At 28.9% G+C, this 17387-nt stretch carries 17 protein-coding genes; 2 read left to right on the forward strand and 15 right to left on the reverse strand.

Annotated features, from left to right (window positions below; genetic code table 11):
• Positions 1-46: 46 nt before the first annotated feature.
• The 8 genes from CLV39_RS02365 to CLV39_RS02400 all read right to left on the reverse strand — a co-directional run bounded on the left by CLV39_RS02365 (position 47) and on the right by CLV39_RS02400 (position 8060).
• Positions 47-757, reverse strand: coding sequence for a cytochrome b/b6 domain-containing protein (locus CLV39_RS02365; protein WP_121922617.1), 711 nt, complete (start codon positions 755-757; stop codon positions 47-49).
• The gene (locus CLV39_RS02370) at positions 750-2492 is read right to left on the reverse strand and encodes a nickel-dependent hydrogenase large subunit (RefSeq protein WP_121922618.1); all 1743 of its coding nucleotides are present in this window, start codon (positions 2490-2492) and stop codon (positions 750-752) included. Before CLV39_RS02370 ends, CLV39_RS02365 begins: the two co-directional genes overlap by 8 nt.
• A gap of 15 nt (positions 2493-2507) precedes the next feature.
• Positions 2508-3743, reverse strand: a complete 1236-nt coding sequence (locus tag CLV39_RS02375; RefSeq protein WP_121922619.1) for a hydrogenase small subunit — start codon at positions 3741-3743, stop codon at positions 2508-2510.
• A gap of 101 nt (positions 3744-3844) precedes the next feature.
• Positions 3845-5215: a nickel-dependent hydrogenase large subunit gene (locus CLV39_RS02380; RefSeq protein ID WP_121922620.1), complete on the reverse strand. Its 1371-nt coding sequence runs from the start codon at positions 5213-5215 to the stop codon at positions 3845-3847.
• Between the two features lies 1 nt (position 5216).
• Positions 5217-6140 (reverse strand): NADH-quinone oxidoreductase subunit B family protein, encoded by a 924-nt coding sequence (locus CLV39_RS02385; RefSeq protein WP_121922621.1) that lies wholly within the window; start codon positions 6138-6140, stop codon positions 5217-5219.
• Positions 6141-6149: 9 nt separating this feature from the next.
• Positions 6150-6746, reverse strand: coding sequence for a TetR/AcrR family transcriptional regulator (locus CLV39_RS02390; protein WP_121922622.1), 597 nt, complete (start codon positions 6744-6746; stop codon positions 6150-6152).
• Complete coding sequence (gene hypB / locus CLV39_RS02395; protein ID WP_121922623.1) at positions 6733-7533, reverse strand: hydrogenase nickel incorporation protein HypB; 801 nt, start codon at positions 7531-7533, stop codon at positions 6733-6735. Before hypB ends, CLV39_RS02390 begins: the two co-directional genes overlap by 14 nt.
• A 233-nt stretch (positions 7534-7766) precedes the next feature.
• On the reverse strand, positions 7767-8060 hold the full coding sequence (locus CLV39_RS02400) for a hypothetical protein (RefSeq protein ID WP_121922624.1): 294 nt from the start codon (positions 8058-8060) through the stop codon (positions 7767-7769).
• 125 nt (positions 8061-8185) lie between these two features.
• Here CLV39_RS02400 and CLV39_RS02405 point away from each other — a divergent pair, with 125 nt between their 5' ends.
• Complete coding sequence (locus tag CLV39_RS02405; protein ID WP_121922625.1) at positions 8186-9094, forward strand: aspartate carbamoyltransferase catalytic subunit; 909 nt, start codon at positions 8186-8188, stop codon at positions 9092-9094.
• Here CLV39_RS02405 and CLV39_RS02410 read toward each other — a convergent pair.
• The 6 genes from CLV39_RS02410 to CLV39_RS02435 form a co-directional block, all read right to left on the reverse strand.
• The gene (locus CLV39_RS02410) at positions 9080-10369 is read right to left on the reverse strand and encodes a UDP-N-acetylmuramoyl-tripeptide--D-alanyl-D-alanine ligase (protein WP_121922626.1); all 1290 of its coding nucleotides are present in this window, start codon (positions 10367-10369) and stop codon (positions 9080-9082) included. The two genes, CLV39_RS02405 and CLV39_RS02410, sit on opposite strands and share 15 nt — an antisense overlap.
• Positions 10366-10968: a class I SAM-dependent DNA methyltransferase gene (locus tag CLV39_RS02415; protein ID WP_121922627.1), complete on the reverse strand. Its 603-nt coding sequence runs from the start codon at positions 10966-10968 to the stop codon at positions 10366-10368. The genes CLV39_RS02410 and CLV39_RS02415 overlap by 4 nt, the downstream gene beginning before the upstream one ends.
• Positions 10965-11705: a 23S rRNA (guanosine(2251)-2'-O)-methyltransferase RlmB gene (rlmB, locus tag CLV39_RS02420; protein ID WP_121922628.1), complete on the reverse strand. Its 741-nt coding sequence runs from the start codon at positions 11703-11705 to the stop codon at positions 10965-10967. The genes CLV39_RS02415 and rlmB overlap by 4 nt, the downstream gene beginning before the upstream one ends.
• A complete protein-coding gene (locus CLV39_RS02425; RefSeq protein WP_121922629.1) occupies positions 11698-14103 on the reverse strand; it encodes a DNA gyrase/topoisomerase IV subunit A in 2406 nt (801 codons plus the stop codon). Before CLV39_RS02425 ends, rlmB begins: the two co-directional genes overlap by 8 nt.
• A gap of 63 nt (positions 14104-14166) precedes the next feature.
• Entirely contained in the window at positions 14167-14925 is a 759-nt protein-coding gene (locus CLV39_RS02430) for a ZIP family metal transporter (RefSeq protein WP_121922630.1), read from the reverse strand.
• On the reverse strand, positions 14925-15740 hold the full coding sequence (locus CLV39_RS02435) for a 2,3,4,5-tetrahydropyridine-2,6-dicarboxylate N-succinyltransferase (RefSeq protein WP_121922631.1): 816 nt from the start codon (positions 15738-15740) through the stop codon (positions 14925-14927). Before CLV39_RS02435 ends, CLV39_RS02430 begins: the two co-directional genes overlap by 1 nt.
• Positions 15741-15813: 73 nt before the next feature.
• On the opposite strand from CLV39_RS02435, the gene CLV39_RS02440 reads away from it, so the two are divergent.
• A complete protein-coding gene (locus CLV39_RS02440) occupies positions 15814-16485 on the forward strand; it encodes a YIP1 family protein (protein WP_170145585.1) in 672 nt (223 codons plus the stop codon).
• Positions 16486-16504: 19 nt separating this feature from the next.
• Here CLV39_RS02440 and metF read toward each other — a convergent pair whose 3' ends face one another.
• Entirely contained in the window at positions 16505-17386 is an 882-nt protein-coding gene (metF, locus tag CLV39_RS02445; RefSeq protein ID WP_121922633.1) for a methylenetetrahydrofolate reductase [NAD(P)H], read from the reverse strand.
• Position 17387 lies beyond the last annotated feature (1 nt).

Raw genomic sequence — 17387 nt, forward strand, 5'->3', positions numbered from 1 at the left:
AATCCTCAAAAAAGATAGGAGGTGGCCTCCTATCTTTTATACTAATTTAAACCTCTTCCTTTTTAAGTTTTCTAAATTTATATCCACCAAATACTATTGCTATATCTCCTTCTTTCCAGAAAATAGTTCTCCAGACTTGATAGTATATGTGAAAAGCTACCCAAGAAAGAATTATCCACATAGTAAAGTGATGCCACCATCTTACTCCACCTTGCCCTCCAAGTAGCCAACCTACCCAATCTGTAGCTAAATGTAGTAATGCAGGCCACCAACTACCAATTGCAGAAAGTCCGCTTTCAAGTCCTTGAACATATAAATAAAATCCTGTAAATAACATCCATAAAAGTAAAAGATGTAGAATAGTAAAATATACAGCATTAAAGCTGTCTAAATGAGAACTATCAAAATTTTTTCTTCTATTTAATGTTATAAGATTAAGAAAAACTTCCCAAAATTCTTTTAAATTTTGTTTAGTAGGAATTACTTTTTTATAAACTTTTTCAAATCTGCTTCTAAAATAAAGATAAAAGATAACAATAGAAACAACATCAAGAAGTAAAGCAGCAAAAAAATGTATCAACCTATTATAAGCCATTACATACTTAAGAGCAGCTGGTGTAGATATGAGAGTTTGATAATAAGGATGTGCTATATAAAGTCCAGTAATTACAGCTGCTATTATACAAAATACATTTGTCCAATGTATGATTCTCATAGTTGCTGTCATTCTTTTAACTCTTTCTAGCTTTTCATACATTGCAAAAACCTCCTACAGGGTCTACTTTATAAACCCCAAGCTCTTTTCCTTTTGTATCAATTATATGAACTGCACATGCTATACATGGGTCAAAAGAGTGAACGGTTCTAAGTATTTCAACAGGTTGATTTTTATCTGCAACAACTGTATTACTAACTATTGCAGATTCATATGCACCCATTCTTCCTTTATAATCTCTGGGACCTGCATTCCATGTTGAAGGAACAACCGCTTGATAGTTAGCTACTTTTCCATCAACAATTCTTACCCAATGTCCTAAGGCTCCTCTTGGCGCTTCTTCTAATCCATAACCTTTTAACTCTTTTCCTTTTGTAAGTTCTTCATAATCAAATTCTGTCCATGTTGATAAATCTCCCTGTGCACAGTTTGAAGCCAGCTCATCAGACCATTCCATCATCATATCTGCCATAAGTTGAGTTTCTATAGCTCTTGCAGCAGTCCTTCCAACAGTTGAGAATAATGCTTTTGCAGGTAGTCCTGCAGCTTTTAATGCTTTATTTACATAACTTTTAATTCTTTCATCTCCTGAAGCATATCCAACAATCATTCTTGCAAGAGGTCCTACTTCTACTCTTGTATCATCGTATATAGGAGCTTTTATCCAAGAATATTTTTCTTCAACTTTTAATAAACCATCTTTATCAAATCCTGTATAATCTGGATTTGTTTGACCTTCAAATGGATGTAAAGGTTTGTCTGTTCCTTCATATTTATACCAAGAATGAGTAACATCTTCAGCTACTTTCTCTTGATCAAAAGGTATTACTCTTGATAAATCTTTATTTAATACGACTCCTGATGGGAATAAAGTTTTTCCTTTATACATAGGATTATCATCAAGTCTGAAACCACCATAAGCAAGATAATTTCCAAGACCACTACCAACACCGTTTAATGCATCATCTTTATATGCATCGGCAGCCATTAAAATATCAGGAAGATATGCTCTATTAACAAAATCTCTTGATTTTTCAAGAAGTTCTTTGAATAGAGCATGTCTTGAAGGATCTTTTAAATCTTTAACACAAGTTACCCCACCAACAACTAATGATTGAGGATGAGGATTTTTACCTCCCCAAACAGCCATCATTTGTGCCATCCATCTTTGAACTTCTAATGCATCAAGATAATGAGTTAATGCAACAAGATTTTGCTCAGGAGTAAATTTATAAGATTTATTTCCCCAATAAGCATTAGCAAAAGGTCCAAGTCTTCCACCTTTAGCAAATCTTTTTAATCTTTCTTGAACAGCTTTATATTTATTTGGAGAATTTTCCCAAGGATTTTCTGAATATCTCTCTGCAACTTTAGCAGCTTTATAAGGATCAGCTTTTAATGCTGATATTACATCTACCCAATCTAATGCGTGAAGATGATAAAAATGAACTAAATGATCATGTACATAAAGGGATCCTTGAATTAAATTTCTAACAAGTCTTGCGTTTTTAGGTATTGTAATTCCTAGGGCATGTTCTACTGCTTCAATACTTCTTTGGTAATGTGTTCCTGTACAAACTCCACATATTCTCATTGCCATAAGACCACAATCTCTTGCATCTCTTCCTTTTAAAATAATTTCTATACCTCTCCACATTGTAGCTGAGCTATATGCATCTACAATTCTATTATTTTCATCTATTATTACCTCAATTCTCAAATGTCCTTCAATTCTTGTAATAGGGTCTATAACTATTCTTTCTTTAGTTTTTGACATGATTTATTTACCTCCTTATTTTGTTTCTTCTTTTTTACCTGCTACTGCACTAGCAACTGCATGTATACCTATACCTATAGCAGTAGCAGTTAAAATTCCAAGACCAACTTTATCAACAGTAGCTTCTACACCCCAAAGTCCAGGAGGATGTATATCACTATTTGCAAGAGGTCTTTCTGTTGCATATTTATCCCAAAAATCCGGTTCCGCACAACCAATACATCCTCTTCCTACACCAATAGGCCAATTTGTACCATCGTTATATCTAATTATTGAACAGTTATTGAATGTAAATGGACCTTTACATCCCATTTTATATAAACAGAAATTATTTTTAGCACCTTCATCTCCCCATTCTTCAACATATTCTCCAGCATCAAAGTGGGCTCTTCTCTCACAGTTATCATGAATTCTATAACCAAAAGCAAATTTTGGCCTTAAAAGTGAATCAAGTTCAGGTAATTCTCCTGTTAAAATATAGTGCATTATCACGCCTACTGAGTTTGCAGGATTATGAGGACATGCAGGAATGTTAACAATTGGTTTTCCTTTTACAACATCCATAACTCCAACTGCACCAGTTGGATTTGGATATGCAGCAGGAATACCTCCAAAAGTAGCACAGGAACCGACTGCTATAACTGCAGCTGCATCTTTTGCAAGTCTTTGGACTCTTTCAACCCCTGTTTCAGGATGCCTTCCTATAGTAAATGCTTCTGGCATACCAACAGGTATAGAACCTTCAACAAACAATAAATATTTACCTTTAAAATCCCTAACTGCATCTTCTAAGCATTTTTCAGCTTGATCTCCTGCTGCAGCCATTAATGTTTCATGATATTCAACAGATAAATAATCAAGAATAAGCTCATCTACTGTAGGTGCAGATGATCTTAATAAAGCTTCAGAGTTACCATCACAATCTTGAATATTAATCCATATAATAGGTATTCTATTCATAACTTCTGCTGCTTCTGCAACAAGAGGTTCAAAAGTAGGAGGTAACATTAAAAGAGCAGTAGTTGCTGACACCCATTTTAAAAAATCTCTTCTTGATAATTCCCACATATCAAGAGCTTTTTCAAATTTGATATCATGTTCCCTTACAGGTTTCATAGCTTTAAGTTCATCAAGCCTTTTTCTCATTTTTTCATAAAGGGACTTATAGTATTTTTCTCCTTTGTTTGTATCAACATAATTGGTAGGCTTGGTGAAGATGTTTTTCATATGTTCTCTACTAAAGAACTGCATGACACTCCTCCTAATGAATATTCATTCGTAAATATAATATTGAATGAATAATTTTTCATTGTCAAGATTATAAAAAAAATAGAATATTTGAATATCATTATTTAATGAGTAGTGCAAACAGAACAAACATCAAAGCTTCTTAAAACCATTTCTGCAATTAAAGAATTATCTAATCCTATAATTGCTTTTTCTGCAGGAGATAAATACTTCTCACAACGAGGTCCTAAATTCCAAGTTGAAGGTGTTATTATGTCATATTTTTTTATTTTGCCTTCTTTTACTTCTAATTTATGGATTAAGGAACCTCTAGCAGCTTCACATAAACCATAAGCTATTCCTTCCAATTCTTTTATATTTTTTTTAGGTTTTATATAAGAAGGTTCTTTTATATCTATTTCTTGAAGCCATTTTTTCATAGCAAGTAAAAGCTTAATTATTTCATCAATTCTTGCCCATATTCTTGGTATATATGTATCTTTTAAATCTGCTAATAAATTTAGAAATAATTTATCTTTATTGTTTATTCTCCTTGCAAGAGGACCTGTTTCATAGGGAAACCCTTCATATCTAACTGCTTTAGCCCACGAATATTTTTTTCCATTAAAATCTATCCCTTTTTTTGTTAAAAAGGAATATGTATCTATTTCTTCTAGTTTTTTTATATTAAAGTTGTATTTTTTTCTTTTTGTTGCTCCTTGAGAAAAAATAGGATATATATTAGATACTGTTAAAAATCTATTATAAGCTTTTCCTATTTTATGAAGATTATGTTTAAAGCATAACTTTAGAAATTTACTTAAATCTTTATCTGATTTTTCAATGAATTCTTTATAATCTTCTATTGATAAATAATTTTCATATTTCATTCCGATAATATTTTCTTCATAATATTTAATCATACTATCTACTATTGAAATAGATTCTGTTATATCAAAAGTTGTTGGATCACAAACTACACCTCCAGGAATAGAATATGAAGTATGAGGCCATTGCCCTCCAAATATTGCTATAACTTTGACTATTTTAGAACTAAAATCTATTGCCTTTTGCCATTGTTTTCCTTTAATGGGTATGTATTCAGATAAATCTTCTGTATAAGTTTCTAACTTTAAAAGATCAGGAAAAACAAATAAATAAAACCACCTTAAATGATTTTGTACTATTTCTGCTGAAAGAGTAATTAATCTAATTAAATTAGCTTTTTTAGAAATTTCAATATTATATCCTGCATTTTTATATAAATTTTCTAAAGCGTTAACTGTAGCCATCAAATGAGCATGTCCACAAATACCACATACTCTTGGAGTTATTATAAGAGAATCTAAAATCGGTTTTCCTTCAAGTATAAATTCAAATCCTCTAAAATTAGGAGCTATGATAAAAGCATCTTTTATGATTCCTTTTTCCCATATTAATTTTAATTCTATTTCGCCTTCTACTCTGCTTAATATTGTCTTTTGAATTTTTACCATTTTAATCAGTTTCTTCTAATTTCTTTTTTACTCTTTCGTTTCTCAAACTTTTTGCAACCCCTGAAATTGTTATGTAAGCCCTTTTACTTACACCTAAGGGAACTTCTTCTGGGATACCTATATTCTTTTTTGTTTCAAAATAATTTTCCCTTAAAGGGAAGTTAAACTCTGTACATCCTAAACAAGGCATACCTGCTCGTGTTTTAGAAGAAGTTCTATTCCATAGTATTTTATTGCAAGGTGCATGTGTTAAAGGTCCTTTACAGCCTAAGTTATAAAATAAACATCCTTCTTTATGTCCAAATTCTTCTGATTCTTCCTTCCATTCGAAATATTCATTTCTTATACAACCATCATGGGGTAAATACATATATATCTCTTTTGGTCTATTAAAAGCATCTAAAATAAGAGGTTTTTCATAGTATAAAGCTAAAATTGTTTGCATAAACCATGCAGGATGGATAGGGCAACCGCTAATATTAATTACTGGGTATCCTGATTTTGTTTTAAAATTTGGAGGTAAAAGACCCTTTTTTTCTGTGAATATATATTGAAGACCAACTACATTAGTATTTTCTTTATATAAAGCTGGAATATTTCCAAAACTGGCGCAATTCCCTACTGCAATTATAAATTCAGCTTTATCTTTTAGTTGATCTATTATTTCTGCTATAGAAAAATCTCCTACTCTACAGAAACTTTTATTTTTTGTAATAGAACCTTCAACAACTAAAAAGGTTAATGAAATTTTATTTTGAGTTATATCTTTTATTATCTTAATTAAATCTTCATCAGAAGAGATTGCTGGATGAAATAAAAGTTTTATTTTTGAAAAAATATCATAAAAAGAAGGATTTTCTGCATTTAATAAAGAATGTGTATTTCCATTACATGTTAATCCTTGAATCCAGAGTAAAGTTTTCATGATTTTTTATTAAGCTTTTAACGCTCTCCATATATTTTCAGCAAGTTCTTCTGAATATTTTAATGGATTATCCATTAAGATATTTTCACCTTTTAAGAAAACCAACCCACCAAGAGGTCCCATTATTGTTACAAATGCAGTAAATAAATCTTGATTCCTTAAATCTCCTTTTTTAACTCCTTCTTCTAAAAATAACATTATTTCTGTTACTACTTCTTGGACACATAAAAATCCTTCACAGCCTTTTGAAAAAACTTCTCTATTAGACAAGAAAACTCTCAAAAAGTAATCTATTAATTCTGGGTTTTCTTCAGCAATTTCTATAAATCTTTTGACTAAAAGAAAAATTTTCTCTTTAGTTGGTAAATCCATTTCATTAATATTTCTTATTTCTTCTCCTAATAATTTAGAAGAATATTGCATTATATATTTTGCAAGTTCTTCTTTACTTTTAAAATAGTTATATAAATTTCCTACACTCATTCCTAATGCTTCAGCTATATCTGGAATAGTTGTATTGTAATATCCATTTTTAGCAAATAATTTACATGCAGTTTTTACTATCTCCTCTTTTTTTTGCTCCTTTGATATTTTAGAGACTTTCACTTAATTGCTTACCTCTTTGTATATTTTTAAAATTTCTAAGATTTAATTTCATTTTAATAAAATTAATCCAATTTTCAAAGCCTTCTCCAGTTTTTGTTGACAATAAAATTATATCTACCTTTGGATTTAATTTTCTTGACTCTTCTACTGCTTTGTTTATATCAAAATCAAAATGTTCAATTAAATCTATTTTAGTAATAATAACTAAATCAGCACTTCTAAACATTACTGGATATTTAGCAGGTTTATCATCTCCTTCTGGTACAGAAAGTAAAACAACATTGAAATGTGTACCTATATCATATGAAGCAGGACAAACTAGATTCCCAACATTTTCAACAAAAACTAAATCAAGTTTTTCTAATGGCAAATGATGTAAACCATCGTGAACCATAAAAGCATCTAAATGGCAAGCTTGGCCTGTTGTTATTTGATAAGCAGGTACCCCTTTTGCTTTAATTCTTTCAGCATCTTTGTTTGTTTCAAGATCACCTTCTATAACTCCAATTTTAATTTCATCTTTTAAAGTCTCTATAGTTTTTTCAAGTAATGTTGTTTTTCCTGCACCTGGAGAACTCATAAGATTTATAGCAAGAATTTTATTTTCATCAAAATGTTTTCTATTGCTTTCAGCTTGCTTATCATTTGCATCTAAAATTTTTGTTAAAACTTCTACAGTTTTTTTATCTTCAAGAGTAGGATTATTATGTATGTGATTTTCATTATAACTCTGATAATTATGTTCATGGTGATGATCGGTTATAGAACAACCACAATCTTTGCACATTATTATTATCCTCCAATGAATATTTATTCAATTTTAATATAACAGAAAAATTTTAAATATCAAGTTTATAAAAAATTTTTTAAGTTATTTATATACTATCATCTTTCAGATTAAGCTAAATATGTTAATTTAAATTTTTTCTAAATATTCAGTTTTATTTTGAATTATAAGTTTTTTCACATCATAAATAGTATTGGAAAACATCTTAACTAGTCTTAGTTAAAGCAAAACTATCATTTAAATCCTTTTTCAAGAGCTTTCATGACATCTTTTGATTTACCTTTTGGACTAGTTGTAGTTTTACTTTCAGGAGGCTTATAATAATTTGGAATTTTATTTGGATTCGGTTTATAATAGCTCGGTGTGTTTTTTATATCTCCTTGATAATAATTAGGAGTATTTTTTATATTACCTTTATAATATTGAGGTTTGCCACTATAATTATTCGTATAATACTTGATAATTAATATGATACTAACAACTATAAATACTATAAAAACAATCCAGAAAACCTTAGTAATTTTCATTTCATAGAACCTTTAATTTTGTATCAGATATATGAAGTATGATATGATTATTTATCCTAAAAAGCAACGATTTTTATTTTAATATTTTAAAATTAAAAATAAATCAAAGATTTATGGAGTAAAGATTGAAAGATTTAATATCTGTAAATCAGATAAATGAAAAATCTTTTTATGAGATTTATGAAATTTTTAAAGATTATAAAAATAAATATAAAAATGGTGAAACAAAGTTTTCAGATTTAAGAGGATATTCAGTTCTTCTTCCATTCTTTGAAAACTCAACTAGAACAAGAACGTCTTTTGAACTTGCAGGTAAGATTTTAGGAGCTGATACTATTAATATTTCTTCCTCATCTTCTTCTGTAAAAAAAGGGGAAACTTTATACGATACTATAAAAACCCTTGAAGCTATGCAGTCTGATTTTATTGTAATAAGACATTATATGTCAGGTGCTGCTGCCTTAATTGCTAAACAAGTTAAATCACATGTAATAAATGCTGGTGATGGTGCAAATGAGCATCCATCTCAAGCTTTACTTGACGCTTTTACTATTTTAGAAGAAAAAGGGAAAATAGAAGGATTAAATATATTATTAGTTGGGGATATTCTTCATAGTAGAGTTGCTAGGTCTGATATTAAATTATTTAAAAAACTTGGTGCGAAGATTTCAATCTGTGGACCTCAAACAATGTTGCCAAGGCATATAGATGTTTTTGAACTGGAAGATATATATACCGATTTAGATTCTGCTATTAAAGATAAAGATGTTGTAATCTTCTTAAGAATTCAACTTGAAAGACAATCAAAACCATTTTTTTCTACATTAAATGAGTATTCTATAAAGTATGGATTAAATCAAAATAGAATAAATATGCTGAAAGAAGATGCAGTAATTATGCATCCGGGACCTGTAAATAGAGGTGTTGAAATAGAAAGTGAACTTGTTTATGGAAATAGAAGTTTAATTCTTGAACAGGTTGAAAATGGATTATTTACAAGAATGGCAATTTATAAATTTTTACTCAGTAATTAAATCAATAACTTCTTCCATTTTTGTGCTTCTTGAACCTTTTATCCATACAAAAGCTGGTTGTTTTTCTTCCTTTATTTTTTCTGCTATTTTTTCTTTTGGTAAGATAAAAACATCTTTTTTTTCTTTTAAAATATCATAAATATATTTAACTTCTTCTCCAAAAAGGAATATTTTATCTATATCTGAGTTTAAAATATATCTTCCAATTTCTTCATGCTTTTCTTTTGAAAACTTTCCAAGTTCTTTCATATCTGCTAAAACAAGAATTTTTCTTCCTTTTAAATTAGATAAAGTTTCAATAGCATTTTTTGTAGAAATAGGATTTGCATTGTATGTATCATCAATTATTGTAAGATTTTTATGTTTTATAATATTTCCTCTTCCTTTTAAGACTGTAAACTCATTTAATCTTTTTAAAGCATTTTTATAATCAAATCCTAAATAATCAAGTATAAGCACTGAAATAGCTACATTTTCTAAAATCTTTTTATTAAATACAGGAACAAATACTTTAATATTTTCTCCTTTATAACTTAAGATACCTTCAGTACCTTCCATAGTTAGATTGATGTCTTTTATTAAAATATCTGCATTTTTATAGCCAAAACTTTTAGTATTTTTATCATTTATATTTATATACTCTGGAATAATCTTAAACTTTGCATTATTTAATATTTTTGTTTTTTCTTCTAAAACTCCTTCATATCCTCCAAATCCTTCTGTATGACCATATCCAACATTTGTAATAACTGCAATATCTTGATTTAGAATATCAGAAAGATATTCAATATCTCCTTTTTGGCTTGCTCCAAGTTCAAAAATACCATAATTATAATTTTTATCTATGTTTGCTAAGGTTAAAGGAAGACCTATATGATTATTATAATTTCCTTTAGTGTAATAAATATCTTCAAATTGGGAAAGTAAGAAAGATAAAATCTCTTTTGTTGTTGTTTTTCCTGCCGTTCCTGTAATTGCTATTTTAGTTTTTATTTTTTGTTTATTATATTTTGCTATTTTTGTAAGTGCTTTTAATGGATTATCCACAAGTAGGATATTATCAAGATTTAAATCTTTTATTGAAAAACTACCATAAGCTCCTTTTTTTAATGCATCTTCTATAAAGTTATGTCCATCAGTTTTTGTTCCTTTTAGTGGTACAAAAAAATCTCCTTCTTGAGTTTCTTTTGAATTAATAATAAAACGATTTATATCTTTATCTTTTAAATTTATTACTTTTGCTTCTGTTATTTCTGCAATTTGGGAAATTTTCATTTTCTTGCTATTGCTAAAAATACTGGATAATCTTTTCCATTTTTATTTATAAAATTTACAGTTAATATATTTATATCTTTAAAGCCTACTTTTTCTAAAATCTTTTTAAGATTTTCTTTATTAAATCCAAAATGATGAACTCCTTCATTATCAGAATGGAAAGTTCCATCTTCTTCTTCAAGGTCTGCTATTGCAATATATCCATCTTTTTTTAATGCTTTATAAAGTTTTTTTAAAAAACTTTCTATATCTTTTATATGATGAAGTGTCATACTGCTTATTATAAGTTCATATTTATTTTCTCCTAAATCATCTTTTTCCAAATCTTTTAAAACTGGATTTATATTTTTTACATTAGCTTTTTCTGCTTTTTCTTTTAATACTTCAAGCATTCCTGTAGAGTTATCTATGGCATCTATATTTTTTACAAATGGTTGAATGTAAAATGTTAAAAGACCAGTTCCTGCTCCAAAATCCATAACATTCCAATCTGTAGAAACAGGTATATTATCAAGTATAGCTTGTCCTATTTTTTTAGCATTTTCTACTCTTAAAGGTTTTTCATCCCATTGTTTTGCAAGTTCATCAAATCGGCTCATTTTTCTACCTCTATCCAGTTTTGTTTTGCTATTTCCCAAATTCCTATAGCTCCTGCTGAAGCTACATTTAAAGATGTTATTTTACCTTTCATTGGTATTGTTGCTATGATATCGGCCATCTTTATTATTGATTTTGATGTCCCTTTTCCTTCTGAACCAAGAACAATAGCAACTGGAAAAGGAAATTTTAATTTATGTATAGGTTTTCCACCTTTTTCTATTGCTACAACCCATCCGCCAAGTTTCTGAAATTTTTCTAATGTATCTCTTAAACTTCCAACTTTAGAAATAGGTATATGGAAAACTGCTCCTGCAGAACCTTTTACAACTACTTCATTTATAGGTGCTGATCTTTCTTTTGGAATGACTACTCCTGATGCTCCTAAAACTTCTGATGTTCTTATTATATTTCCTACATTTTGAGGATCTGTGATATGATCCAAAAACACTAAAAATCCTTTTTCATCAATTGTTTTTTGTAAAAGTTTATTAATTTCCCAGTATGTAATAGGTGAAACTAATGCTACTATTCCTTGTGTTTTTTTTGTACCTGCAAGCTCTTCTACTTTTTTTCTTGGTACTTTTTGTATTTTTATATTATTTTCTTCTGCAAGTTTAAATAAAGATTTTGGGAATTTACTATCATGGGCTATAAGTATCTTTTCTAAATTTCTCCCTGATTTTATTGCTTCAATTACCGGGTTTCTACCCCATATTACAAATTTTTCATTATCCATTATCTTCTGTTTGACCTTCTTTAGTTATATTTATTTTTGGCTTTACAATTCCTATTACTTTTTCATTTATAAGTTTTTCTCCCATAGCAGTTCTTTTTGATATAGGAATTCTTTTATCATCTATTTCAAGCTTCATAATTTTTCCAGTATCAGTTGTTAAAATTACATTGTCTCCAATATTTACAGATGTAGCTACTGATAATTTATCACCTTTTTGAAGTTTTACTGCCATTAATCCTTTTTGGGCTCTTTTCTTAATTGGAAACTCTTTTTTTGAAGTTAGCTTAATATACCCATTTTCTGTAATTGTAAGGATATAATCTTCACTATTTAATAAAAATCCACCTTTTACTTTATCGCCTTCATCTAAATCTATAGCTTCTACTCCTTTTGCTTTAGGCCCTGTAATTCTTACTTGATTTCTTTCAAAAATTAATAAGTCTGCTTTTTCTGTATATATAGCTATATGTGAAGGATGATCGTCTGCAAAAGCTATTACAACTTCATCATCCTCTTGTAAAGGAATTATCTCTTGATTTACAGATTTATAAAATATATCTTCAAAAGTCATTCTTTTAATTATTCCATTTTTTGTAAGAATAAATAATCTATCTTCATCACCTTCACCTTTAAAAGCAGTTCCTACAATATAATTTTCATCTATATATTTTATTTTTCCTTCACCTTTTGGAAGATCTGATACTAAAGACCATATACTTCTACCATCATTTGTAATAAATGCTATTGGTGTTGAACTTGTTAATTCTTGGATAGATATTAATTTTTCTCCATAATTTAAAGAAGATGAAATCTGATTTATTATTTTATTGTAAATTTTATCGACTTCTTCTTTATCTTCTATATTATCAACTCTATAATTAAAGATTTTTCCACTACTTAATACTGCTAATATATGATTTTCTTCAAAAGTTAATCCTGTATATGTAGCTACTACTGTTTTTCTTTCATCTCCATATTTTTCTAAAAGTTCATCTATTTCTTCAATGAAAACATTTATTTTTTCTTCTTCTGAAGATAATATTTGATTATATCTTTCTATTTGAACTTTTAACTCATTTGCCTCTTCATAAAGTTTTTCACTTTCTAAAGATGTAAATCTTGCAAGTCTCATATCTAAAATAGCTTGTGCCTGCTCCTCTGAAAGCTCAAATTCTGCAGTTAATTTTTCTTTTGCTTCTTTTGTATCTTTAGAACCTCTAACTATCTCTATTACTCTATCTGCATTTTCTAATGCTTTTAAAAGACCTTCTATTATATGAAGTCTTTTTTCTGCTTTTTCAAGTTCAAATAATGTTCTTCTTGTAATTACTTCAATTCTATGTTTTATAAATTCCCATAAAACACCTTTTAAGTCTAATGTTTTAGGCTGTTTACCTACTAAAACAGTTAAGTTTATAGGAATTGATTTTTCTAATGGTGTTCTTTTATAAAGTTTCTTTAATACTTTTTCTGGATTTGCTTCTCTTTTTAACTCTACTATAATTCTTATTCCATCTCTATCAGATTCATCTCTAAGATCAGAGATTCCTTTTTCTTTTCCTGTCCTTACAAGTTCTGCAATTCTTTTAATAAGTTCTACTTTGTTTACTTGATATGGTATTTCATAAATAACAATTCTATGTCTATTTCCTGCAAGTCTTTCTATTCTTGCTTTTCCTTTAAGTTTTACAGAGCCTCTACCATCTTCATAAATTTTTATAATATCTTTATGAGAAGTTGTTAAAATTCCACCTGTTGGAAAATCTGGACCTTTTATAAACTGACATAACTCTTCTACTGTTGCATTTGGAAATTGTGCAAGATATTTTAAAGCTTCTGCAACCTCAGTAAAATTATGTGGTGGAATATTTGTAGAAAGACCAACTGCTATACCTGATGCTCCATTACATATAAGGTTTGGAAATTTTGCAGGTAAAACTTCTGGCTCCAGTAAAGATGCATCAAAGTTTTCTTTCATATCTACAGTGTTTTTATCTATATCTGCAAGCATTTCCATAGCAAGTTTTGTTAAACGAGCTTCTGTATATCTCATTGCTGCAGGAGGATCGCCATCTATTGAACCAAAATTACCTTGTCCTTGTATTAATGGATATCTTAATGTAAAGTCTTGAGCCATTCTAACTAAAGCATCATAAACAGATGTATCTCCATGAGGGTGATATTTACCAAGACATTCACCAACAATTCTTGCAGATTTTTTATATGGTTTATTTGGATAAAGACCAAGTTCATTCATTGAGTGTAAAATTCTTCTTTGAACAGGTTTTAAACCATCTCTAACATCTGGTATTGCCCTTCCGACAATAACAGACATTGCATAATCTAGATATGCTGATTTTGCTTCTTCTTCTATAGGTTTTTGAAAAATTTCAGACATTTAGGATAACCTCGTTAAACTTGTTTAAGAGTATTATTTTATCATATTTAGAAGGGATTTAGATTAACCTAAAACTGTATCTAAATAAAGCATTGTTAAAAACCCAATTAAAAATCCTATAGTAACAAGCCCTTCTTTATTTTCTGAATAAACCTGAGGAAATACTTCTTTTACTGTTACATATATCATTGCTCCACCAGCAATGGACATACCTAAAGGTAAGAAAAAATCTAAATAACTAAATATTAATCCTCCTGCTAAAGCAAAAACAAATTCAGAAAAACCACTTAAAATTCCTATAAAAATAGGAATAAATACTCTGTTTGTTAAGAAAATTAAAGGTAAAGATACAGCAAGACCTTCAGGAATATCTTGAATACCAATAGCTATTGCTGTAGCCCATCCTTTATGTATATCATTAACAATAGAAACCCCTACAGCCATTCCTTCAGGAAAGTTATGTATGATTATTGCTAAAACTATAAGTACTATACTTCTAACTTTATCTTTATAAGCAGTAGCAATTTTATATTTAAGAAAATGCTCTTCATGAGGTAAAAACTTTTCTAATATATAAATCATAACAAAACCTAAAATAATACCCAATAAAACAATGTATATAGAACCTTTATCTATGGCAGGCAAGATAAGAGATGTAAAGGAGGCAACAAGCATTATGCCTCCACTAAAAGCTAAGGATATATAAAGCCAAGAAGATGGAAATCTTTTAAAAATTACAGCAACAATAGCACCTAAGCTGGTAGTAAACCAAATAAATAATCCAGCTAATATTACATTATTTATTATAGAAGAGGAATACATTAACCCTCTACACCAAATTCTCTTAAAGCTTCATTTAAAGAAACTTTTTTATCTGTACTTTCTTTTCTTTTTCCTATAATTAAAGCTACCGGAACTCCATACTCACCAGCAGGGAATTTTTTATTCATAACACCAGGTATTACAACACTTCTTGCAGGAACTCTTCCTCTATATTCAATAGGCTCATCTCCAGATACATCAATAATTCTTGTTGAACCTGTAATAATAACTCCTGCACCAATAACAGCTTCTTCTTCAATAACTGCACCTTCAACAATAATACATCTTGAGCCAATAAAACAGTTATCTTCTATAATTACAGGTCTAGCAGAAGGAGGCTCTAATACACCACCAAGGCCAACACCACCAGAAAGATGTACATTTTTTCCCACCTGAGCACAAGAACCAACAGTTGCCCAAGTATCAACAAGAGTACCACTACCTACATAAGCTCCAATATTTACATAAGAAGGCATTAAAATTGCACCTTTTTCAATAAAAGAGCCATATCTTGCTGTTGCAGGAGGTACAACTCTAACACCTGCATCTTGCCAATTTTTCTTTAAAGGAATTTTATCGTAATACTCAAAAGGACCTACTTCCATTACTTGCATATCTTGGATAGGGAAATAAAGCAATATTGCTTGTTTAACCCATTCATTAACTATCCAATCTCCATCTTTTTTTTCTGCAACTCTAATTTTACCTTTATCAAGTAAATCTATAGTTTCCCTTACAGCATCTTGATACTTTTTTTCTTTTAAAAGCTCTCTATTTTCCCAAACTTCTACTATTAAACTTTTTAACTCTTCCAAAATCTAACCTCCAATAATATTTTTAGTCAATTAAGTATATAATAATTTTAAATCATTATAAATGGAGGAAGAGATGATACCTTATTTTTTTGAACTTTATTTTAAGCCAAAACAAGGATGGGAAAAGTTAGCTAAGGAAAATTTTACAATTAAAGAACTTTATCTAAGGTTTGCCATAGTATTTGCTTTTATACCAGCAATAAGTCATTTTATTGGTTTTACTGTTTTTAAAAATGTTTATATACAAGGAATAAAAAATTTCCTTGAAATGGCAGAAAAAGATACTCAACAAAATCCTCAAACAGTAGAGTATATGAAAGCTCTTTTACATACATTGCAAGATAATGACTTAACAAAAGAAATAATGGTAATGCTTGTAACTTATGGTTTTGAACTTTTTAAGCCAGTAGTAGTTGCTATTTTAATAATGTTTTTATCTGGTGCTTTTGGTGGCATAAAAAATCCTAATAAAGCTTTTACAGTTGCTATATTTTCATTAATACCTTCATGGGCAGCTGGTGCATTTTATGCTGTTAACTCTCCAATCTCCATGTTTGTTTTATTTTTAGCTTCTTTTTATACTTTTTATTTAATATTTATAGCAGCAGAAAAAATATTAGGAATACCTTCAGAAGGTTCTAAGAATTTCCAATTTATTATACTTTTAATAATTTTATATTTAATATTAAGTGGACTTATTGGATATGTTGAATCTGGAATAACATTCCAGATTTTAAAAAGCTAAAAAGGGCTTTAGCCCTTTTTCATTTTACTAAATGTTTTATATTGTTATAAATTTCTATTGTAGCTTTTGATTTATTTAGGGTATAAAAATGAAGTCCTTTTACTCCATGTTTTAATAAATCTTCACATTGTTTTGTAGCAAATTCTATTCCTATTTTTTCAACCTCTTCAGGTTTATCTTCAACTTTTTCAAGTTTTTTTACTAAATCTTCAGGAATAGTAGCACCGCACATTAAAGCAAACTTTCTTATCTGCTTAAAATTAGTAATAGGCATTATACCAGGAATAATTGGAATATTTATTCCTTCTTTTTCACACAAATTTAGATATTCATAAAAATATCTATTATCAAAAAACATCTGAGTTATAGCAAAATCTGCACCTGCTTCAACCTTTTTCTTAAAATATAATATATCCCTTTCAAGATTTGGACTTTCAGGATGTCCTTCAGGATAAGCAGCAACTCCTATACTAAACCAATCTTTAAACTCAGTTCTTATTAGCTTTACAAGTTCATTTGCAAATCTACATCCATCTTTTTTATAAATTTCTGACTCTTCTTGTCCTAAAGGAATATCTCCTCTTAAAGCAAGAATATTTTGAATTCCAATATTTTTATAATCAGAAAGGATTTCTATTAACTCTTTTTTAGTATGACCTATACAAGTAAGATGAGCCATAACAGTTAAAGAAGTTTCTTCATGGATTTTTTTTACTATATTTCTTGTTCTATCTCTTGTTGAACCACCTGCTCCATATGTTACAGATACAAAAGTTGGATTTAACTTTTCTAAATCTTTAATTGTATTAAATAGCTGTTTTTCACCTTCCTCATTTTTAGGAGGAAAAAACTCAAAAGATATACTTGTATTTACCTGTTTTAATTTTTCTGAAATTTTCATT

The sequence above is a fragment of the Hydrogenothermus marinus genome (genome assembly GCF_003688665.1).
Classification (GTDB): Bacteria; Aquificota; Aquificia; order Aquificales; family Hydrogenothermaceae; genus Hydrogenothermus; species Hydrogenothermus marinus.

Excerpts from the sequence above, each read along its gene's own strand:
- CLV39_RS02365 (WP_121922617.1), bottom strand. The coding sequence starts at position 757 with ATGTATGAAAAGCTAGAAAGAGTTAAAAGAATGACAGCAACTATGAGA.
- CLV39_RS02370 (WP_121922618.1), bottom strand. The coding sequence starts at position 2,492 with ATGTCAAAAACTAAAGAAAGAATAGTTATAGACCCTATTACAAGAATT.
- CLV39_RS02375 (WP_121922619.1), bottom strand. The coding sequence starts at position 3,743 with ATGCAGTTCTTTAGTAGAGAACATATGAAAAACATCTTCACCAAGCCT.
- CLV39_RS02380 (WP_121922620.1), bottom strand. The coding sequence starts at position 5,215 with ATGGTAAAAATTCAAAAGACAATATTAAGCAGAGTAGAAGGCGAAATA.
- CLV39_RS02385 (WP_121922621.1), bottom strand. The coding sequence starts at position 6,140 with ATGAAAACTTTACTCTGGATTCAAGGATTAACATGTAATGGAAATACA.
- hypB (WP_121922623.1), bottom strand. The coding sequence starts at position 7,533 with ATGTGCAAAGATTGTGGTTGTTCTATAACCGATCATCACCATGAACAT.
- CLV39_RS02400 (WP_121922624.1), bottom strand. The coding sequence starts at position 8,060 with ATGAAAATTACTAAGGTTTTCTGGATTGTTTTTATAGTATTTATAGTT.
- CLV39_RS02410 (WP_121922626.1), bottom strand. The coding sequence starts at position 10,369 with ATGAAAATTTCCCAAATTGCAGAAATAACAGAAGCAAAAGTAATAAAT.
- CLV39_RS02415 (WP_121922627.1), bottom strand. The coding sequence starts at position 10,968 with ATGAGCCGATTTGATGAACTTGCAAAACAATGGGATGAAAAACCTTTA.
- rlmB (WP_121922628.1), bottom strand. The coding sequence starts at position 11,705 with ATGGATAATGAAAAATTTGTAATATGGGGTAGAAACCCGGTAATTGAA.
- CLV39_RS02425 (WP_121922629.1), bottom strand. The coding sequence starts at position 14,103 with ATGTCTGAAATTTTTCAAAAACCTATAGAAGAAGAAGCAAAATCAGCA.
- CLV39_RS02430 (WP_121922630.1), bottom strand. The coding sequence starts at position 14,925 with ATGTATTCCTCTTCTATAATAAATAATGTAATATTAGCTGGATTATTT.
- CLV39_RS02440 (WP_170145585.1), top strand. The coding sequence starts at position 15,814 with ATGATACCTTATTTTTTTGAACTTTATTTTAAGCCAAAACAAGGATGG.
- metF (WP_121922633.1), bottom strand. The coding sequence starts at position 17,386 with ATGAAAATTTCAGAAAAATTAAAACAGGTAAATACAAGTATATCTTTT.